At 70.7% G+C, this 18,020-nt stretch carries 13 protein-coding genes; 9 read left to right on the top strand and 4 right to left on the bottom strand.

From position 1 onward, the window contains the following. Positions 1-396 precede the first annotated feature (396 nt). Together ACWD68_RS40065 and ptsP are read left to right on the top strand one after the other, a co-directional pair. The gene (locus ACWD68_RS40065) at positions 397-846 is read left to right on the top strand and encodes a PTS sugar transporter subunit IIA (RefSeq protein WP_355839341.1); all 450 of its coding nucleotides are present in this window, start codon (positions 397-399) and stop codon (positions 844-846) included. Positions 847-923: 77 nt separating this feature from the next. After that, positions 924-2,594, top strand: coding sequence for a phosphoenolpyruvate--protein phosphotransferase (ptsP, locus tag ACWD68_RS40060; RefSeq protein ID WP_451811395.1), 1,671 nt, complete (start codon positions 924-926; stop codon positions 2,592-2,594). 75 nt (positions 2,595-2,669) lie between these two features. Here the strand turns inward: ptsP and ACWD68_RS40055 are convergent, their stop codons facing one another. After that, positions 2,670-3,563 carry a hypothetical protein gene (locus ACWD68_RS40055; protein ID WP_451811394.1) on the bottom strand — a complete coding sequence of 298 codons (894 nt, stop codon included), beginning with the start codon at positions 3,561-3,563 and terminating at the stop codon, positions 2,670-2,672. A 22-nt stretch (positions 3,564-3,585) separates the two neighbouring features. Next, a complete protein-coding gene (locus tag ACWD68_RS40050) occupies positions 3,586-4,851 on the bottom strand; it encodes an MFS transporter (protein WP_451811393.1) in 1,266 nt (421 codons plus the stop codon). A 54-nt stretch (positions 4,852-4,905) separates the two neighbouring features. On the opposite strand from ACWD68_RS40050, the gene ACWD68_RS40045 reads away from it, so the two are divergent. Further along, positions 4,906-6,225, top strand: a complete 1,320-nt coding sequence (locus ACWD68_RS40045; RefSeq protein WP_451811392.1) for an aminotransferase class I/II-fold pyridoxal phosphate-dependent enzyme — start codon at positions 4,906-4,908, stop codon at positions 6,223-6,225. Here ACWD68_RS40045 and ACWD68_RS40040 read toward each other — a convergent pair whose 3' ends face one another. After that, complete coding sequence (locus tag ACWD68_RS40040) at positions 6,226-8,193, bottom strand: acetoacetate--CoA ligase (protein ID WP_451811391.1); 1,968 nt, start codon at positions 8,191-8,193, stop codon at positions 6,226-6,228. 213 nt (positions 8,194-8,406) lie between these two features. Here ACWD68_RS40040 and ACWD68_RS40035 point away from each other — a divergent pair, with 213 nt between their 5' ends. Next, on the top strand, positions 8,407-10,770 hold the full coding sequence (locus ACWD68_RS40035; RefSeq protein WP_451811390.1) for a glycoside hydrolase family 31 protein: 2,364 nt from the start codon (positions 8,407-8,409) through the stop codon (positions 10,768-10,770). Positions 10,771-10,773: 3 nt separating this feature from the next. Here ACWD68_RS40035 and ACWD68_RS40030 read toward each other — a convergent pair whose 3' ends face one another. Beyond that, a complete protein-coding gene (locus ACWD68_RS40030; protein ID WP_451811389.1) occupies positions 10,774-11,310 on the bottom strand; it encodes an NUDIX domain-containing protein in 537 nt (178 codons plus the stop codon). Positions 11,311-11,515: 205 nt separating this feature from the next. On the opposite strand from ACWD68_RS40030, the gene ACWD68_RS40025 reads away from it, so the two are divergent. The 5 genes from ACWD68_RS40025 (at position 11,516) to glpK (ending at position 17,949) form a co-directional block, all read left to right on the top strand. Next, the gene (locus ACWD68_RS40025) at positions 11,516-11,962 is read left to right on the top strand and encodes a Zn-ribbon domain-containing OB-fold protein (RefSeq protein WP_451811388.1); all 447 of its coding nucleotides are present in this window, start codon (positions 11,516-11,518) and stop codon (positions 11,960-11,962) included. 28 nt (positions 11,963-11,990) lie between these two features. Then, positions 11,991-13,181 (top strand): lipid-transfer protein, encoded by a 1,191-nt coding sequence (locus tag ACWD68_RS40020; protein WP_451811387.1) that lies wholly within the window; start codon positions 11,991-11,993, stop codon positions 13,179-13,181. A 241-nt stretch (positions 13,182-13,422) separates the two neighbouring features. Next, on the top strand, positions 13,423-15,066 hold the full coding sequence (locus tag ACWD68_RS40015) for an EAL domain-containing protein (RefSeq protein ID WP_451811386.1): 1,644 nt from the start codon (positions 13,423-13,425) through the stop codon (positions 15,064-15,066). Between the two features lie 524 nt (positions 15,067-15,590). Beyond that, positions 15,591-16,331, top strand: coding sequence for an MIP/aquaporin family protein (locus tag ACWD68_RS40010; RefSeq protein ID WP_451811385.1), 741 nt, complete (start codon positions 15,591-15,593; stop codon positions 16,329-16,331). A 97-nt stretch (positions 16,332-16,428) separates the two neighbouring features. After that, on the top strand, positions 16,429-17,949 hold the full coding sequence (glpK, locus tag ACWD68_RS40005; RefSeq protein WP_451811384.1) for a glycerol kinase GlpK: 1,521 nt from the start codon (positions 16,429-16,431) through the stop codon (positions 17,947-17,949). The last annotated feature ends 71 nt before the right edge of the window (positions 17,950-18,020 follow it).

Below are 18,020 nucleotides of genomic sequence, written 5' to 3'. Positions count from 1 at the left end.
CCGACTCTATCAGACCGTTTCCGTATCCGATTTCCTCGGTGCTTTCCAGGTTCCCGCTTCCGCGTTTCCCTTTCCGGCGAGTCCGACTCTATCAGTGCTTTTCCGTCTCTCTGACCACCTGTCCGCAGACATACGGAAGGAGACCCCGAGATAGGATCTGACAAGTTGGGTGCTGCCGGGCAACGACGCTTGGTCACGCCGCTCAGCCTCAAGCAGGAGTACGACTCTACAGGGAGGTCGGGAGCGGGCGCAAATCGTTTGCCCTGTGCTCTACGGCCGCCAACCGGGACCACTCACACGGAACCGGTACTTCGTATGACATACCCTGCTCAACAGTGCGCCGTCCGGGACAGGCAGTGACGGCCCATATAGATCTCCACCCCTGGGAGGCTTCCCATGACCACAGTGACGTCCCCTCTTGCAGGACGCGCCATCGGCCTTGCCGCGGTACCGGACCCCGTGTTCTCCGGGGCGATGGTCGGCCCGGGCACGGCTATCGACCCCGTGCGTGAACCCTCGGAGGCTGTCGCCCCCGTGGACGGAGTGATCGTCTCTCTTCACCCGCACGCGTTTGTCGTCGTCGACGGCGAGGGCCACGGCGTGCTCACGCACCTGGGCATCGACACCGTGCAGCTCAATGGCGAGGGCTTCGAGCTGCTCGTCAACAAAGGGGACACCGTGACGCGCGGTCAGAGCGTCGTGCGGTGGAACCCGGCCGCGGTCGAGGCCGCCGGTAAATCCCCGGTGTGCCCGGTCGTGGCTCTCGAAGCCACGGCGGACTCCCTCTCCGACGTCCGCGAGGACGGCGATGTGAAGGCCGGCGACGAGCTCTTCGGCTGGCAGTGACATCAACGCTGTCGTAGACGGCGCGTTCGACAACCATCACGGCGGCGAGATCTGCCGCACTATCGGAGACGGGTGAGATGGAGACAACGCTGCGAGGCGTCGGCGTGAGCCACGGTGTGGCGATCGGCGAGGTTCGGCACATGGGAACGGCGGTTCTTGAACCGCCTGCCAAGCAGATCCCTGCGGAGGACGCGGAGCGCGAACAGGGGCGTGCCCGTAAGGCCGTGGAAGCTGTGGCAGCCGACCTGATGGCGCGCGGCAATCTGGCGGGGGGCGAAGCCCAGGCGGTTCTCGAGGCCCAGGCCATGATGGCCCTGGACCCCGAGCTGATGGCTGATGTGGAACGGCGGATCGCCGTCGGCAGTACGGCCGAGCGTGCCGTCTACGACGCGCTCGCCGCGTACCGGGCGCTGCTGGCCGGCGCCGGTGAGTATCTCGCCGGGCGCGTGGCCGATCTGGACGACGTGCGGAACCGCATCGTCGCGCGACTGCTCGGCGTGCCCATGCCGGGCGTCCCGGACAGTGACGAGCCCTACGTTCTTATTGCACGTGACCTTGCGCCCGCCGACACGGCACTGCTCGACCCGACGCTGGTCCTCGGCTTCGTCACCGAGGAGGGCGGGCCGACCAGCCACAGCGCGATCCTGGCGCGTGCGCTGGGCGTACCGGCCGTCGTGGCGCTTCCCGGCGCCGGTGAGCTCGCCGAAGGCACCGAGATCGCCGTCGACGGCAGCACGGGTGAGATCTTCGTGGAGCCGAGCGCGGAGAAGAAGGCGCACCTGGAGTCCGCTGCGGCCCAGCGCAAGGCTGCGCTCTCCGGCTCGACGGGTCCCGGTGCCACCTCCGACGGACACAAGGTGCCGCTGCTCGCCAACGTCGGCGGGCCGGCGGACGTCCCGGCGGCCGTCGAGGCGGGCGCCGAGGGCGTCGGTCTGTTCCGCACAGAGTTCCTCTTCCTCGACGACAGCAGGAAGGCGCCGTCGGAGGAGAAGCAGATCGAGGCCTACCGCCAGGTGCTCGAGGCCTTCCCGGAGGGTCGTGTCGTGGTGCGGGTGCTCGACGCGGGCGCGGACAAGCCGCTGGACTTCTTGACTCCGGCCGATGAGCCGAACCCCGCGCTCGGTGTGCGGGGTCTGCGTTCGCTGCTCGACCACCCCGATGTGCTGCGTACACAGCTGACCGCCCTCGCGAAGGCTTCGGAGGGGCTGCCGGTCTATCTCGAGGTCATGGCTCCGATGGTCGCGGACCGTACGGATGCCAAGGCGTTCGCGGACGCGTGCCGTGCAGCCGGGCTGCGGGCGAAGTTCGGTGCGATGGTGGAGATCCCGTCGGCCGCGCTGCGGGCGCGGTCGATCCTGCAGGAGGTCGAGTTCCTCTCTTTGGGGACGAACGACCTCGCGCAGTACACGTTCGCCGCCGACCGGCAGGTGGGCGCGGTGTCCCGTCTGCAGGACCCGTGGCAGCCGGCGCTGCTCGACCTGGTCGCGCTGTCCGCCGAGGCGGCGAGGGCCGAGGGCAAGAGCTGTGGCGTCTGTGGTGAGGCCGCGTCGGACCCGCTGCTCGCCTGTGTGCTGACCGGTCTGGGCGTCACCTCCCTCTCGATGGGTGCCGCGTCGATTCCCTATGTGCGGGCCACGCTGGCCAAGTACACGCTGGCCCAGTGCGAGCGCGCAGCCTCGGCCGCACGTGCCACGGACACGGCGGAAGAGGCGCGCACCGCGGCGCAGGCGGTGCTGTCCGGCGAGTAGCCGGGCCGCGTCGTCGCCGAGCGGCATGCGGTACGGAGGGGCGCTCCATCTGCGGATGGGGCGCCCCTTTCGCGTTCAGTGCGTGTGGCCTGTCCCCTTCACCTCGTCACCGAGATCGGGCGGTACGCAGTAGTCGACGCCCGATTCCGGGGAGACCAGGTCGCCGGATTCGATGTCGGTGCAGTAGGCGTCGAACACCTCCGCGGCGGTGAGGGGCTCCAGGGTGTCTCCGCGCAGACGCCATCCGTAGACGCGGTCGGTGGTGTCGTGTGCGGTCGTGCGCATGACGAGTCCGCCTGCGCTTCCGGTGGCGATGCCGAGAGCCAGGACAGTGGTGAATTCGAGGGCTTCGGATTCGTCGAGGCGCGTGGCACCTTCGCTGCGCTCCTCCGCTCGGAGCACGGCGACGAGCGTGTCGGGTGCCGCCGAGACGCTGCACACGAGGTGGAGGTCGCCAGGGCTCGCGGTGTCGACGACTCGGGTGAGCAGGTGGGCGGCGCGGACGAAGGAGGTGCGGCCGATGTCCTCTCCGCAGGTCGCGCAGGTGCCGATGCGGGCCAGGAGTGTGGTCGCGTACTCCCAGGTGGCCCGGCGGACCGCTTCGTCGACGAGGTCCGGGACCAGCTGGTCGAGGGGCTGTCCGTCGTAGGGAACCGTGGGGCCGGTCGCTGCCAGTTGCGCGGTGAAGCGGGTGCGGCTGGCCGGGGCGTCGGGTTCCAGGCCGCTTTCCGCGCAGTATTCGGCGTACTCCTCGGGGTCGAAGAGTGCCACCGTGGTGTGGCTGCCCTGGGCGGCGAGGGTCCTGAGCAGGGCTTCGACCTGCTGGAGATAGGTCGTGTGGTCGTCGAAGGCGAAGGTGCGGTAGCGCCGCATCGCCCGGAAGTCCTGTTCGTCGGTCAGCAGGCCGATAGTGCCGGCGATTTCGCGGCGCAGGACGCGTCGCATGGTGAGGTGCTGGGTGTGCGCCATTTTTCCCCCTGTGCGCAGTCGATCAATGCTCACTCACAGTAACGGGCTGCACTGAGAATGCGGGGCGGGTGAGTCGGTCGCGCACGATGCGATGCTGAAACACGCAGGTCAGGGCTATGACCGTACCGAAGAGGGTCCAGCCGGGTGGGCCTGCGGCGATGGCCGCGGTGACGGCGAGTGGCCCGATGCTGCGCTGTGCGGCCTGGGCCAGTCCGTGGACGCCGAGATAGGTGCCCTGCGCGGTTTCGGGGGCGAGGGCTACCGAGAGTTCCCAGGAGACGGTGGCGTGCAGCATCTCCGCCACGGTGAAGGCGGCGGCCGCCGCGGTCAGGAAGAGGGTGACGGCCACGACTCCGCCTGTTGCGGAGAGCGCCATGGTGACGCCTCCGAGAGCGAAGACGGCGGAGAGCGGGATGAGCAGGGCCCGGGCCGCGGCCGTCGTGGCGCCGAAGCGGGCCAGGGGGACCTGGAGGGTCACGACCATCACGTTGTTGAGAACCATCAGCAGTGGTGCGAGCCCGTGCGGAGCCTGGCCGGAGTGGGCGATCCACAGGGGCAGCCCGACCTTGAACACGGCGTCGTCGAGGAAGAGGACGGTCTCGGTGGCGACGTAGGCGAGGTAGGTGCGGTCGTGCCACGGACCGTCCGGCCGCGTCGTGGGGACGGGGTCCTTCGATGTGGCGATCGTGCGGGTGACCGAGGGCGGTTCGCCGCAGCGGGCGGTCGCGAGTGCGACGGCCGCGAACGAGACGGCGTCGCCCGCGAGCAGCCATTGGTACGCGGCGGTGGTGCCGATGGTGAGCGCCGCTGCCGCGACGAGGCCCCCCAGAGCCCAACCCGCGTTGGCGACGGTTCGGTTGACCGCTTGGTAGCGGACACGGTCGGCCCCCGCGACCCGGGTCGCGTAGAGCTTGGTGAGCACGCTCGCGGCGCGGTCGCCGAAACTGCCCACGGCGGAGAACGCCAGGAGGAGGGCGTAGTTGTCGGTGGTCAGCAGCGCGAAGGAGGCGAGGGCGCGCATGAGTTGGAGCGCGATCAGGACGCGGGTGAGTGGCAGACGGTCGGCGATGCGACCGCCCACGGGCGCGCCCGCGATGCCGACGGCTCCGGCCGCGGCCACGAGGGTGCCGATCTGCGCGACCGAGAGACCGGTGACGTAGGTGAAGTACAGGACTGAGACGGATGCCCACAGTCCGCTGCCGATGCGGTCCACCAGGGCGATCCAGAGCATTCTGCGGCCGTCGGGGCCTCCTGGAATGCGGGTCGACCATGCGGCTGCGCGGCGCATCGGACTCACTGTTCCCCCTTGCCATGAATTATGTATTGATACATACTCAATAACGTGGCAATACAATATGGGATCAGTGGCACGACGGCCAAGGGAATTGCGGCGTCCGTCGAACGAGGCGTGGCCGAAGGCGCTTTGGAGCCGGGCACCGCACTGCCTCCGGTTCGCGCCCTGGCCGATCGGCTCGGCGTGAGCCCGGGGACGGTCGCGACGGCGTACAAGGAGCTGAGGCGGCGCGCGATCGTGGTGACCCGCGGGCGCGGGGGGACCGTGGTAGCCGCCGCGCCCGCGGTGGCGTCACGGCGCCCGCCGCGGGTGCCTGACGGACTCCGCGACTTGGCCGGCGGGCATCCGGACCCCGAACTCCTCCCCCATCTGGTGCCGCCGTCGCGGCTCTCCCCCGGTGCGCGATCGCATCGGAGTACGCCGCGTCTGGAACGGCTGGAGGACGTGGTGCGCGACTGGCTGGGGCCCGACGGCGTACCGACGGAACACGTGACGTTCGCTCATGGCGCGCTGGATCTGGTCGGGCGCCTGCTGTCGGTGGAGTTGCGTCCCGGGGACGCTGTCGCGATGGAGGACCCCGGCTATCACCATCTGCTGGATCTGGTCACGGCGCTGGGACTGCGCACGGTTCCGGTCGCGGTGGACGACCAGGGCATCCGTCCCGAGGCCTTGCGCGCGGCACTACGGGCGGGGGTCCGCGCGGTGGTGTGCAGTCCGCGGGCGCAGAATCCCTACGGCGGCAGCTTCTCGGAGGCGCGGCGGGACGCACTGGTCGACGTCCTTCAGGAGGAGCCCGATGTGCTGGTCGTGGAGAACGATCACGCGTCGTCGGTCGCCGACGCGCCACTGCGCACCCTGACCACGGGCGGACTGGCCCGCTGGGTCCATGTGCGGACGGTGAGCAAGTTCCTGGGGACCGATCTGCGATGGGCGGCCGCAGCCTGCGATCCGACGACCCTGGCCCGCCACGACGGCCGTCTGCTGCTGACATCGGGCTGGGTCAGCCATCTGTTGCAGGAGACGGTGCACGGGCTGATGACGGACGAGGGCACACACGCGCTGGTGGCGCGCGCCCGGGAGACGTACACGCTGCGTCGGAACGCACTCGTCCGTGAGCTCGCCGACCGGGGCATGGCGGCCCACGGCGTGAGCGGGCTGAACGTCTGGGTACCGGTGCGGGACGAGTCGGCCGTGGTGAACGGGCTGCGTTCGTACGGATGGTGGGTCGCGGCGGGTGCGCGCTTCCGGACCTCGGCCGCGCCCGGCGTACGCATCTCGGTCGCGGAACTCGCACCCGCCGACGCCGTGCGCCTGGCCTCGGACTTCGCCGCGGTGCTCGGCGAGTCCGAGGCCACCTACGGAGGCTGATCAGCCGCGCTTGCGGGCCAGCTCTTCGTAGAAGCGCAGGAGCTCGACGTTGTCCACGGAGCCGACGTTGACCGCCTTCTCCATGGGGGCGCCTTGGAGGAGGCGTTTGACGGGCACCTCGATGCGCTTGCCGGTGAGGGTGTGGGGCACTCCGGGTACTTCGATGACCTCGTCGGGGACGTGGCGGGGCGAGAGCTGCTCCCGGATGGTCCGCTTGATGCGGTTCAGGAGGTCCTCGTCCAGGACGGCTCCGGGGGCGAGGTGGACGAACAGCGGCATCCAGTAGCCGCCGTCGGGCTCTTCGACGCCGATGACGAGCGACTCCTTGATCTCGGGGAGTCGCTCGACGGCTTCGTAGATGTCGGCCGAGCCCATGCGCACGCCCTGCCGGTTGAGCGTCGAGTCGGAGCGGCCGTGGATGACGACCGAGCCTCGTGAGGTGACGGTGATCCAGTCGCCGTGGCGCCACACTCCGGGATACGTGTCGAAGTAGCTGTCGTGGTAGCGGCTGCCGTCGGGGTCGTTCCAAAAGCGGATGGGCATCGACGGCATCGGGTTGGTGACGACCAGCTCGCCGACCTCGTCGGTGAGGGGCTTTCCGCTGGGGTCCCAGGACTGGAGATCGGTGCCGAGGCCGGCGGCCTGGAGTTCGCCGATGTGCACGGGGAGCGTCGGTACCGCTCCCGCGAAGCAGGAGCACACGTCGGTGCCGCCGCTGACGGAGGCGATCCACAGGTCGTCGCGGACCTCGTCGTGCAGCCAGCGGAATCCGTCGGGCGGCAGGGGCGATCCGGTGGTGGCGACGCACCGCACGCGCGTGAGATCGAAGTCGCGTGACGGGTGGACGCCGGTCTTGCGACAGGCCATGACGTACGCGGCGGACGTGCCGTAGAGGGTCGCTCCCGTGCGTTCGGCGATACGCCACTGGGCGCCCGTGTCCGGGTACCCGGGGCTGCCGTCGTACAGGACGATCGTGGTGCCCGTGAGCAGGCCGGAGACGAGGAAGTTCCACATCATCCAGCCGGTGGACGTGTACCAGAAGAAGCGGTCCTCGGGGCCCAGGTCGCAGTGCAGGCCGAGCTGCTTGAGGTGCTCGACGAGGATGCCGCCCTGGGACTGGACGATGGCCTTGGGGAGGCCGGTCGTGCCGGAGGAGTAGAGCACCCACAGAGGGTGGTCGAACGGGACCTGCTCGAAGACGGGCTCCACGGCGGCGGAGGTCAGTGCCGACCAGTCCAGGGCCCCCTCGGGTGCCTCGGTGCCCAGCAGCGGAATGTGCACGACGGCGCGCAGGGTGGGCAGTTCACGGCGCAGTTCGGCGACCTCGTCGCGGCGGTCGTGCTCCTTGCCGCCGTAGCGGTAGCCGTCGACGCTGAAGAGGACCACGGGTTCGACCTGCTGGAAGCGGTCGAGGACGCTGCGGGCGCCGAAGTCGGGGGCGCAGGACGTCCAGACGCCGCCCACGGCGGCTGTGGCGAGCAGGGCGACCACGGCCTCGGGAATGTTCGGGAGATAGCCGCTGACGCGGTCTCCCGGACGTACGCCGAGGGCGCGCAGCTCGGCGGCGAGGGAGCCGACCTGGCGGCGCAGGTCGGACCAGGTCACGGGGACGGGCTCATGGGCCTCGTCGACATACAGAAGGGCCGGTTCGTCCGCGCGGGTCTCCGCGGCGCGCAGGGCGTGCTCCGCGTAGTTGAGGGACGCTCCGGGGAACCACTCGGCACCGGGCATGGAGCGGTCGCCGAGCACGCGCGCGTAGGGGGTCGAGAACCGTACGTCGAACCATTCGGTGACGGCTTTCCAGAAGGTGTCCAGCTCATCGACCGACCAGCGGTGCAGGGCCGCGTAGCCGCCGTCGGACGGGGCTCCGTGCCGTTCGGCCGCCCAGGCCTGGAACTTCGTGATCTGTGCCTGGGCGATGACCTCGTCGGTGGGCTGCCAGAGCGGCGAGGGGTTCGGAGTGGACATGGGGCGGCTCCCGGACTGTGCGCGTCGTGTGCGTCGGTCGCGCACGAGCGGGGGTGTGCGCGTCACGCGGCTGACACGGACGATGCCATGTGATCGACTTCTGCACCAGGGCACGCCACACATAGTCGGCGACATGAAGATGTGGTGTCGCTACAGGTGAACGGCAGTTGAACGGCTCACTCGTAGGGCTCCGGTAGTGGCAGGGTGAGCACCATGGACGGTCGTGACCTGGTGCGTTCGGTGAAAGCGGTCGGCTCGGGGGGTGCTACTCAAGGGCTGCTGACGGTGCGTGCCGCATGGCGCAGGAGGCGTGCCGACGCCGCCGGGTTGCCGCAGCGGGGCGCCGAGCGGGCCCGGGTGCCCGGGCCGGTGCTCGGTGTGGAGCCGGGCCCCGGCGGTGGGGTCGTCCGGTTCACCCGGTCGGAGCTGCGGATCACGGTCGCGGTGAGCGGAGCGGTGTTCTGGGGCTGGGACGGGGTCGCGCCGGAGCCGTCGTACGCGCTCGCGGGCCGCTGCCCGGAGCCGGACCCGCGGGCCGTCCTGGAGCCGGACAAGGACGGCGGCTGGCGGGTCGTGGCCGAGCGGGCCACGGTCGTGGTCTCCCGGCACGGCGCGGTCGAGGTGCTTACCCCCGGCGGGGTGATCCTGCGTCGCGATCTGCCGCCCCGGTGGTGGGAACCCGTCGAGGGCGGCCCGGGCCGCTGGATGCAGCGTTCCGAAGTCGCGGCCGACGCCCGCTTCTTCGGTCTGGGTGGGAGGGCCGCGGGTTCCCGGCTGCGCGACGGGACGTACCGGCTGTGGAACACGGACCCCGGGCAGGCCTTCGGGCCGGGCGACGATCCGCTGTACCTCACGATGCCCGTGCAGATGGTGGTCGCCGACGCGGCCACGCACCTCGTGTTCCACGACACGTCGTGGGACGGCACCGTGACCTTGCGTGAGGGCGAGGAGGGCGCCGGTTCCGGGCACGACCGCGCCGGATCGTGCGAGCTGCGTATGAACGGCGGCCCGCTGCGCTGCTGGGTGATGGTGGGGACTCCCGCGCGCGTGCTGCACGCCTGGGCGTCGCTGACCGGCGCGGCCGCGCTGCCGCCCGCCTGGGCTCTGGGGCATCAGCACGCGCGGTGGGGCTTCGGCAGTGAGCAGGAGGTGCGGCGGATCGTCGCGGGCTACCAGGAGCGCGGCCTGCCGCTGGACGCCATACACCTGGACATCGACCACTACGACGCCCATCAGGTGTTCACGGTCGATCGCGACACCTTCCCGAAGCTTCCCGTGCTCGCGGACGAGCTGCGGCGCGACGGAATCCGTCTGGTGTCGATCATCGACCCGGCGGTCAAGGCCGAGCCGGGCAACGCCGTGTACGACAGCGGTCTCACGGAGGACGCCTTTGTGCGGGATGCCTCGGGACAGCTCGTGCGGGGCGTCGTGTGGCCCGGGGAGTCCGTCTATCCGGACTTCACGCACGCGCGGGCGCGTGCGTGGTGGGGCGGGCTCTACGAGGAGAGGCTCGCGCAGGGGTTCGCGGGGTTCTGGCACGACATGAACGAGCCGACGTCGTTCACGGCCTTCGGGGAGTCGACGCTGCCGCGTTCGGCCCGGCACTCCCTGGAGGGTCGCGGCGGTGACCACCGCGAGGCGCACAACGTGTACGCGCTGGGCATGGCCCGGGCCGCCTACGAGGGGCTGCGTGAACTCGCGCCCCAGGAGCGGCCGTTCCTCTTCTCGCGCTCGGGGTGGGCGGGACTGCAGCGCTACGGAGGGACCTGGTCCGGGGACGTTGCCACGGGCTGGCCGGGGTTGCGGGCATCGTTGTCCCTGGTGATGGGGCTCGGGCTGTGCGGGGTTCCCTACTCGGGTCCGGACGTGGGCGGCTTCGACGGCAGCCCGTCGCCCGAGCTCTATCTGCGGTGGTTCCAGCTCGGGGCGTATCTGCCCCTGTTCCGCACGCACGCGAGCCTGCGCGCCGGGCGAAGGGAACCCTGGGAGTTCGGTGACGAGGTTCTGGAGCACGCGCGCGTGGCGCTCGTCGAACGACGGCGACTGCTCCCGTACTTCATGACGCTGGCCCACCTGGCGCGCCGCACGGGCGCCCCCTATGTCCGGCCGCTGTGGTGGGGCGCGCCGGAGGACCGGGCGCTGCGCGACTGCGAGGACGCCTTCTTGCTCGGCGACAGCCTCCTCGTGGCGCCAGTACTGGATCACGGGACGGACCGGCGGGCGGTGCAGCTGCCGCGGGGACGTTGGTACGACACGGTCACCGAAGCGGCGTACGAGGGGCCGGCGCAAGTGCTGGTCGACGCCCCCTTGTCGCGGATTCCGGTGCTTGCGCGGGCCGGTGCCGTCGTGCCCGTACGCGGTGCCGACGGTGGACTGGAGCTGGAGGCGTGGGCGCCCGCGCGCGGGCGCAGCGGAGACGGGCTCTTCGTGCCGGACGCGGGTGACGGCTGGGTGGAGCCGGAGGTCGAGCGGTACGTGACCCGCTGGGAAGGTGACGAGGTGGTGGTACGACGGGCCGGGGAGGACCTCGGCGAGCCGCCGTATCCCGTGCGGGTGCGGGGGCTGGGGGCACGCTGACCCTCAGATGTACCGTCCTTCGAACCAGGCCCGGGCCGCCAGGGTGTGGAGCGGGAAGGCGAGTTCGGCCGGCCTGCGGAGCAGATGCCAGCCTTCCGTCTCGTCCGTGGCCGCGGACTGCGGCAGCTCGGCGGCAGGGCGTTCCGGGAGGAGCCCGAAGAGCAGCAGATGGCCCGCGGGAGAACTCATCGCGTCGGCGAGCCGCACGTCCCTGCTCGCCGCGTCGATGCCCGTCTCCTCCTTGAGCTCGCGCACGACGGCGTGGCGCCAGTCCTCCCGGTGGTCGATGAATCCCCCGGGCAGGGCGACGCCCCCGCGCGCGGGGGAGATCGTCCGGGTGATGACGACCAAGGAGGCGCACCTGTCGTCGTAGACGGGCTGCAGGGCCACCGCGACCGGCAAGGGGTTGCGGTAGGCCACCGTGCCGCAGGCGGCGCAGGTGCGGGGCCAGCCGGAGATGCCCTCTCCGTAGAGGGCGCCGCAGCTGGAACAGTGCGAATCGGGCGCGAAGTCGGCGGGTGGGTGCGGGGTTGCTGACACGCCGCGGACTGTAGCCGATCACCGATCGGGCGTCTTCAGGGTGGTCGGGACCGGGTGGCCGGAACCACCCCCGTGGGCCCCGGCCACCCCCCTCAGGTACTCCGACGCCCGAGGGGCACCAGTGGTTCGCCGGTGACCCTGCCCAATTCCCGTTGCCCGTGGCAGACTTCTGACGTTCCGTCAGATCCAGTGCCGTGGAGGGATCTTGTCGCGCTCACGTACACCTGTCGTCGCCGGGTGGTTCACCGGGGACGGGAACGACTTCCGCCTGCTGGGCACCCGCTGCTCGGCGTGCGCCTCTGTCTTCTTCCCCCGCGAGGACGCCTTCTGCCGCAATCCGGGGTGTACGGGCGGCGAGCTGGCCGAGGTGCCGCTGTCCCCCCGCGGCCGTGTCTGGTCGTACACCGACAGCCGGTACCGGCCCCCGTCACCCTATGTGACCGATCCGGAACTCTCCTGGAAGCCCTACGCGTTGATCGCTGTGGAGCTGGAATCCGAGCGCCTCGTGGTCCTCGGCCAAGCGGCTCCCGGGATCACCGTCGCCGATCTGACGGTGGGCATGGAGGTGGAGGTCGTCCCCGGTGTGCTGCACGAGGACACGGAGACGACCTGGACGACCTGGCACTGGCGGCCGACAGGGGCGACGGCATGAGGGGCGCACGGCGGACGGGGGTGGCGCTATGACCGGCGATGTGGCGGTGCTCGGCGTGGGGATGCACCCATGGGGCAAGTGGGGGCGGCGTTTCGTCGAGTACGGGGTCGTGGCGGCACGCGCGGCACTGACCGACGCGGGGATCGACTGGCGGGACGTCGGCTCGATCGTGGGCGCAGGCACCGTGCGCGGAGGCTATCCGGGGTATGTGGCGGGGGCGACGTTCGCGAAGGCGCTGGGGTGGCAGGGGGCGCGCGTCGCGAGCGTGTACGCGGCGTGCGCGTCCGGGGCCCAGGCCCTCGGCGCGGCGCGTGCGCAGATCCTTTCGGGTCTCGCGGACGTGGTCCTCGTCGTGGGCGCGGACGCGGCACCCAAGGGCTTCTTCCGTCCCGCGGGCGGGGACCGGCCGGACGATCCGGACTGGCTGCGCTTCCGTGTCCTCGGGGCGACGAATCCGACGTACTTCGGGCTGTACGCGCGCCGCCGGATGGCCCTGTACGGCGACACTCCTGAGGACTTCGCCCAGGTCAAGGTGAAGAACGCGGCGCTGGGCGCGCTCAATCCGAACGCGCGCTACCGCAAGAGGGTCACCGCGGAGGAGGTCGCCGGGTCGGCCGTGGTCGCCGATCCGCTGCGGCTGCTCGACATCTGCGCGACCTCCGACGGCGGTGCGGCCGTGGTGCTGGCCAGCATGGAGTTCGCGCGCCAGCACGGGGCGTCGGAGCCGGTGCGGATCCGCGCGGTGTCGACGGTGACGCCGCGCTATCCCAACGCCGTGCTGGACCTGCCGGACATCGCCACCGACTCCGCGGTCGCGGTGGAGCCCGCAGGCGGCCCCTTCCGGGCGTCGATCGCCCGAGCGGCGTACGAGGAGGCGGGTATCGGGCCCGAGGATCTCTCGTTCGCCGAGGTGTACGACCTGTCGACCGCCCTGGAGCTGCAGTGGTACGAGGATCTCGGGCTCTGCGGGGAGGGCGAGGCCGCGAAGCTGCTGCGCGAGGGCGACACGGCGCTCGGCGGACGCATACCGGTGAACGTCAGCGGCGGTCTCGCTTCCTTCGGAGAGGCCGTCCCGGCACAGGCCATCGCCCAAGTGTGTGAGCTGACCTGGCAGTTGCGGGACCGCGCGGGTGACCGGCAGGTGGCCGGGGCCCGCGTGGGAATCACCGCGAACCAGGGGCTGTTCGGCCACGGCTCCTCGGTCGTGGCGGTGCGGTAGCCCTGCGCGGTCCGGCCGGGGCCACGGTCAGGGGGCGGTCGGCCCGCACGCCGCCCCGCCCCGACAACCAGCCCGTGGCCCGTTCCCGACCCGGACGACTCCGCGTTCGAACCAGTCTCCACCGAAGGTCCGAGCGGCACGTCCGGATACCTGCGCGCACCCATTGTGACGACTTGGGAATCCTGCGTGAACACCTTATGAATCGCGCACCGGCGCATATCCACAGCGGCATGCTGCTGCCGTGCCCTCCAGGACGGATACTGTCCGCTTCGCCTTCCAGCCGGTCGTCAATCTGACGACCGGAGGGGTCGCGGCGCTGGAGATGCTCGCCCGTCCGGAGTCCGGCGACATCCTGGCGCAGGCCCGCCGCGACCCCGAACTCGACGGCCGGCTGGCGGCGTTGGCCATCCGGGCCGCCGCCCGCAAGGAGACGCTGCTGCCGCTGCACGTGAACGTGTTCGCCGGAACCCTGGCCGACCTCGGCAGGCTATCGGCACTGCGGAACGCGGTGCGGGAGGCCGGGCGGCTGCCCTGGGAGGTCACCGTCGACATCGGCCCGCCGTACACGCACGTGCCGCAGCACGCCCTGCTGGAGGCGGTGGCCGCGGTACGCGAAGAGGGCTTCCGGATCTGCGCGGACGGGATCGGCGACGGCGACGTACCGCTGCGACTGCTGACGGACCTCGCGCCCGAGTTGATGAAGCTCGACGTGTCCCTGCTGTCGCGCCCCGCCGCGGTGCGCGCCATGCGGACACTGTGCGAACAGCTGGGCGCGCTGCTGTCCGTCGAAGGCGTCGAGACGGAACTGCAGTGCGCCGCCGCGGTGTCGGCGGGCGCGCAACTGGCGCAGGGCGAGCTGTTCGCACCGCCCGCCCGGCTGCCCTCGGCGGACGTATACGTTCCGGCGCTGTCGCCCGGCGGCGGAACCGCGCCCCGGTCCGGGCCGTCCGTACAGCAGTTCGTACGCCCGGCGGCCCTGCTGCCGACTACCGCATCGGCAGGGCAGGTCAGGTCGCTGCTCACCGGGTCGCCCGACGTGTCCGGGGTGTTGCTCGTGAACCCTTCCGGGATTCCGGTCCGGTCGGTGCACCGGTCACGGTTCCTGTTGTCGATGTCCGGGCGCTACGGGCATGCGCTGTACGCCGATCGGCCGGCCGCCAGACTCGGTGATCCTCCGCGTACGGTCGGCGTCGACGCCACGGCCTGGGAGGTGCTCGACGTCGTCGCGGACGGGGATCGGGACCGTACGTCCGACGACGTCGCGGTCGTCGACCGGTACGGGCGGTGCGTGGGCGTCGTACGCCTCGCGGACCTCGTACGGGCGCTGTCCGAGAGCCGGGTCGAGGAGGCGGCGGGACTCAACCCGCTGACCCGGCTGCCCGGTTCGGATGCGATCACCGGGGAGGTGGACCGGCGGATCGCGGACGGCCGGATGTTCGCGCTGAGCTGGCTGGACGTCGACCACTTCAAGCAGGTCAACGACGGCGCGGGCTTCGCGGCCGGCGACGAGCTGATCCGGGCGGTGGGGCGGGCGCTGCAGGTCGCGGCGTCCGAGGCGACGCGCGTCGGGCACATCGGCGGCGACGACTTCCTGGTCCTCGCCGACCCGGACACCCTCGGACCGCTGGCGGCCTCGGTGCTCGACGCGCCCTGGGTGGCGGGCGGCCGAGCCGTCACGATGTCGCTGGCCACGGTGGTGTGCGCCCCCGGCAGCGTGAGCGATCACCGGCACGCGGCCGCTTGTCTGGCACCCCTCAAGCAAGCCGCCAAGGCGCTGAACGGGGCGAGTTGGGTGCTGGGGCGAGCGGGGCTGCCCGGTCATGAGATCCGCCGCGGCACGGGGGCCGAACCGATGGAGCCGTACGGGCAGACGCTGACCGGCTGACCCGCCGACTCACTCCCTGGCCTCGGACCACTGACCGCTGACCGCTGGCAACTGGCAACTGGCCGCGAATCGTCCGCGGCCGCCGATGACCTCGCTCCTTCCCGGTCGCGAACGGGCACCGCGGCACCGGTCGGCCGAGCCGGTCGATGGGCGACGCGACGGCCGAACCGCCGCCCCGCCGCCGGTCCGCCCTCGGCCGGCAGCGCACGCCCCTCCGCACCGCGTCCCGTTTGTGCCCTTCGAACCGTTGCGGTCCGCGACCTTGACGCCCTCTGGGTGCCGGTGAACACTTCCGGGTGTCAGTCGGCATCGCCGCATTCGGGCGTCTCCAGGCACCGCACCGCTCGGGTCTCCGACCTGTACCCAGGGCCGTCCCCGCGGGCGATTCCGCTGCGACGGCACGCTCGTCACGGACGCCGGGCGGGGCGCGGGATCTCCCTGCCTTCGGCTGAAGTAGCCATGGGAAACGCACCCTGCACGGTGGCCCGGAGCGGATCGCCCCGGGCGAAGGCCTAGGAGCCGCCATGAGCAACGGAGACATTTTTGTCGGCGAGTTGATCGGCACCGCGATTCTGATTCTGTTCGGCGCGGGTGTGTGCGCCGCCGTGACCCTGAACAAGTCGAAGGCCCAGGGGGCCGGCTGGGTCGTCATCGCCTTCGGGTGGGGCTTCGGCGTCCTCGCCGGCGCCTACACCTCGGCGCCGCTGTCGGGAGGGCAGATCAACCCGGCGGTCACGATCGGATTCGCGATCGAGGGCTCCACGAAGTGGGAGGACGTGCCCTTCTACATCCTCGGACAGTTCGCCGGAGCCATCATCGGGGCCGTCCTGTGCTGGCTGCTCTACCTCGGCCAGTTCAACCTCAACGCCGAGGAGGACAATGCCATCGAGACGCTGGGGATCTTCTCGACGCGCCCCGAGATCGACAACCCGGTGCAGAACCTGATCACCGAGATCATCGCCACCGCCGCCCTGATGCTGCCCATCCTCGGGCTGGTCGGCGGCAGCAAGCATGTCGCGGGCATCGGCGACGCGGGCCTGCCGGTCCTGCTCATCTCCTTCCTCGTCGTGGGCATCGGCCTCTCGCTGGGCGGCCCCACGGGGTACGCGATCAACCCGGCCCGCGACCTGGGACCGCGCCTCACCCACGCGCTGCTGCCCATACCCAACAAGGGCACCTCGGAATGGAGCTACTCCTGGATTCCGGTGGTCGGCCCGATCGTGGGTGCCGCCATCGGCGCCGCGATCTACAACGTGGCCTTCTGACGAATCGCCGCCTCCCCCGAGACCGAAGCCTCCCGACAAGAACGCACGCTCCTGACGAGAACGCAGCCTCCTGACGAAGAACACGTAAGGGGACGTCATGACGGACAACGCCGAGAAATACGTCGCCGCAATCGACCAGGGCACCACTTCGAGCCGCTGCATCATCTTCAACCAGGACGGCGCGATCGTCGCCGTCGACCAGCGCGAACACCGCCAGATCTTTCCCAAGCCCGGCTGGGTTGAGCACGACGCGACCGAGATCTGGTCCAAGGTGCAGGCCGTGGTCGCGGGAGCGATCGCCAAGGCCGGGCTGCGCGCCGACCAGCTGAGCGCGCTCGGCATCACCAACCAGCGCGAGACGACGGTCCTGTGGGACCGCGCCACCGGAAAGCCCGTCCACAACGCGATCGTCTGGCAGGACACCCGTACGTCGGCGCTCTGCAACGAGCTGGGCGGCTCGGACGGCCAGGACCGCTTCCGCGAGCAGACCGGACTGCCCCTGGCGAGCTACTTCTCCGGGCCCAAGGCGGCCTGGCTGCTCGACAACATCCCGGGCCTGCGCACGCGCGCCGAACGCGGTGAGATCGCGTTCGGCACCATCGACTCGTGGCTCATCTGGAACCTGACCGGCGGCACGGACGGCGGGCGGCACGTCACCGACGTGACCAACGCCGGGCGCACCATGCTGATGAACCTGGAAACCCTCCAGTGGGACCCGTCCATCCTCTCCGCGATGAACGTCCCCGAAGCGGTGCTCCCCGAGATCAGGTCCTCCGCCGAGGTGTACGGCACCGCCGTGGGCCAACTCGGCGGTGTCCCGGTCGCGTCGGCGCTCGGCGACCAGCAGGCGGCGATCTTCGGACAGGCCTGCTACGACGTCGGCACAGCCAAGAACACCTACGGCACGGGCAGCTTCCTGCTGCTGAACACCGGCAACCGCCCCGTTCCCTCGAAGAACGGACTGCTGACGACCATGGGGTACAAGATCGGCACGGAAGCGCCGGTCTATTGCCTCGAGGGGTCGATCGCGATCACGGGCGCGCTGGTGCAGTGGTTCCGCGACCAGCTGGGCATCATCCGTTCCGCCGACGAGATCGAGACGCTCGCGGCGAGCGTCGAGGACAACGGCGGCGCGTACATCGTGCCCGCCTTCTCGGGTCTGTTCGCCCCCTACTGGCGCTCGGACGCGCGCGGAGTGGTCACCGGTCTCACCCGGTACGTCACGAAGGCGCACCTCGCGCGCGCGGTCCTGGAGGCGACGAGCTGGCAGACGCGCGAGGTCGTGGACGCCATGTACCAGGACTCCGGGGTGCAGATCACCACCCTGAAGGTGGACGGCGGTATGACCAAGAACAATCTGCTGATGCAGCACCAGGCGGATGTCCTCGGCGTTCCGGTGATCCGTCCGAAGGTCTCCGAGACGACCTGTCTGGGCGCCGCGTACGCGGCGGGGCTCGCGACCGGGGTGTGGAACGACCTCGACGAGCTGAAGACGCACTGGCAGAAGGACGTCGAATGGACACCGTCCATGGAGAGCTCGGTGCGCGACCGCGAGTACCAGAACTGGCGCAAGGCGGTCGAGAAGAGCTTCGGCTGGCACGACGACGCCATCGGCTGAACCCCGCGTCCGCGCCGACGGTGCCGGGGCGCGGGCACCGTATATAGTTAAATTCCACATTATAAAAACAA

Source organism: Streptomyces sp. NPDC005141, from assembly GCF_053599975.1.
The sequence above is the reverse complement of the archived record's forward strand: the minus strand, read 5'-3'. Positions and strand labels throughout refer to the sequence as shown.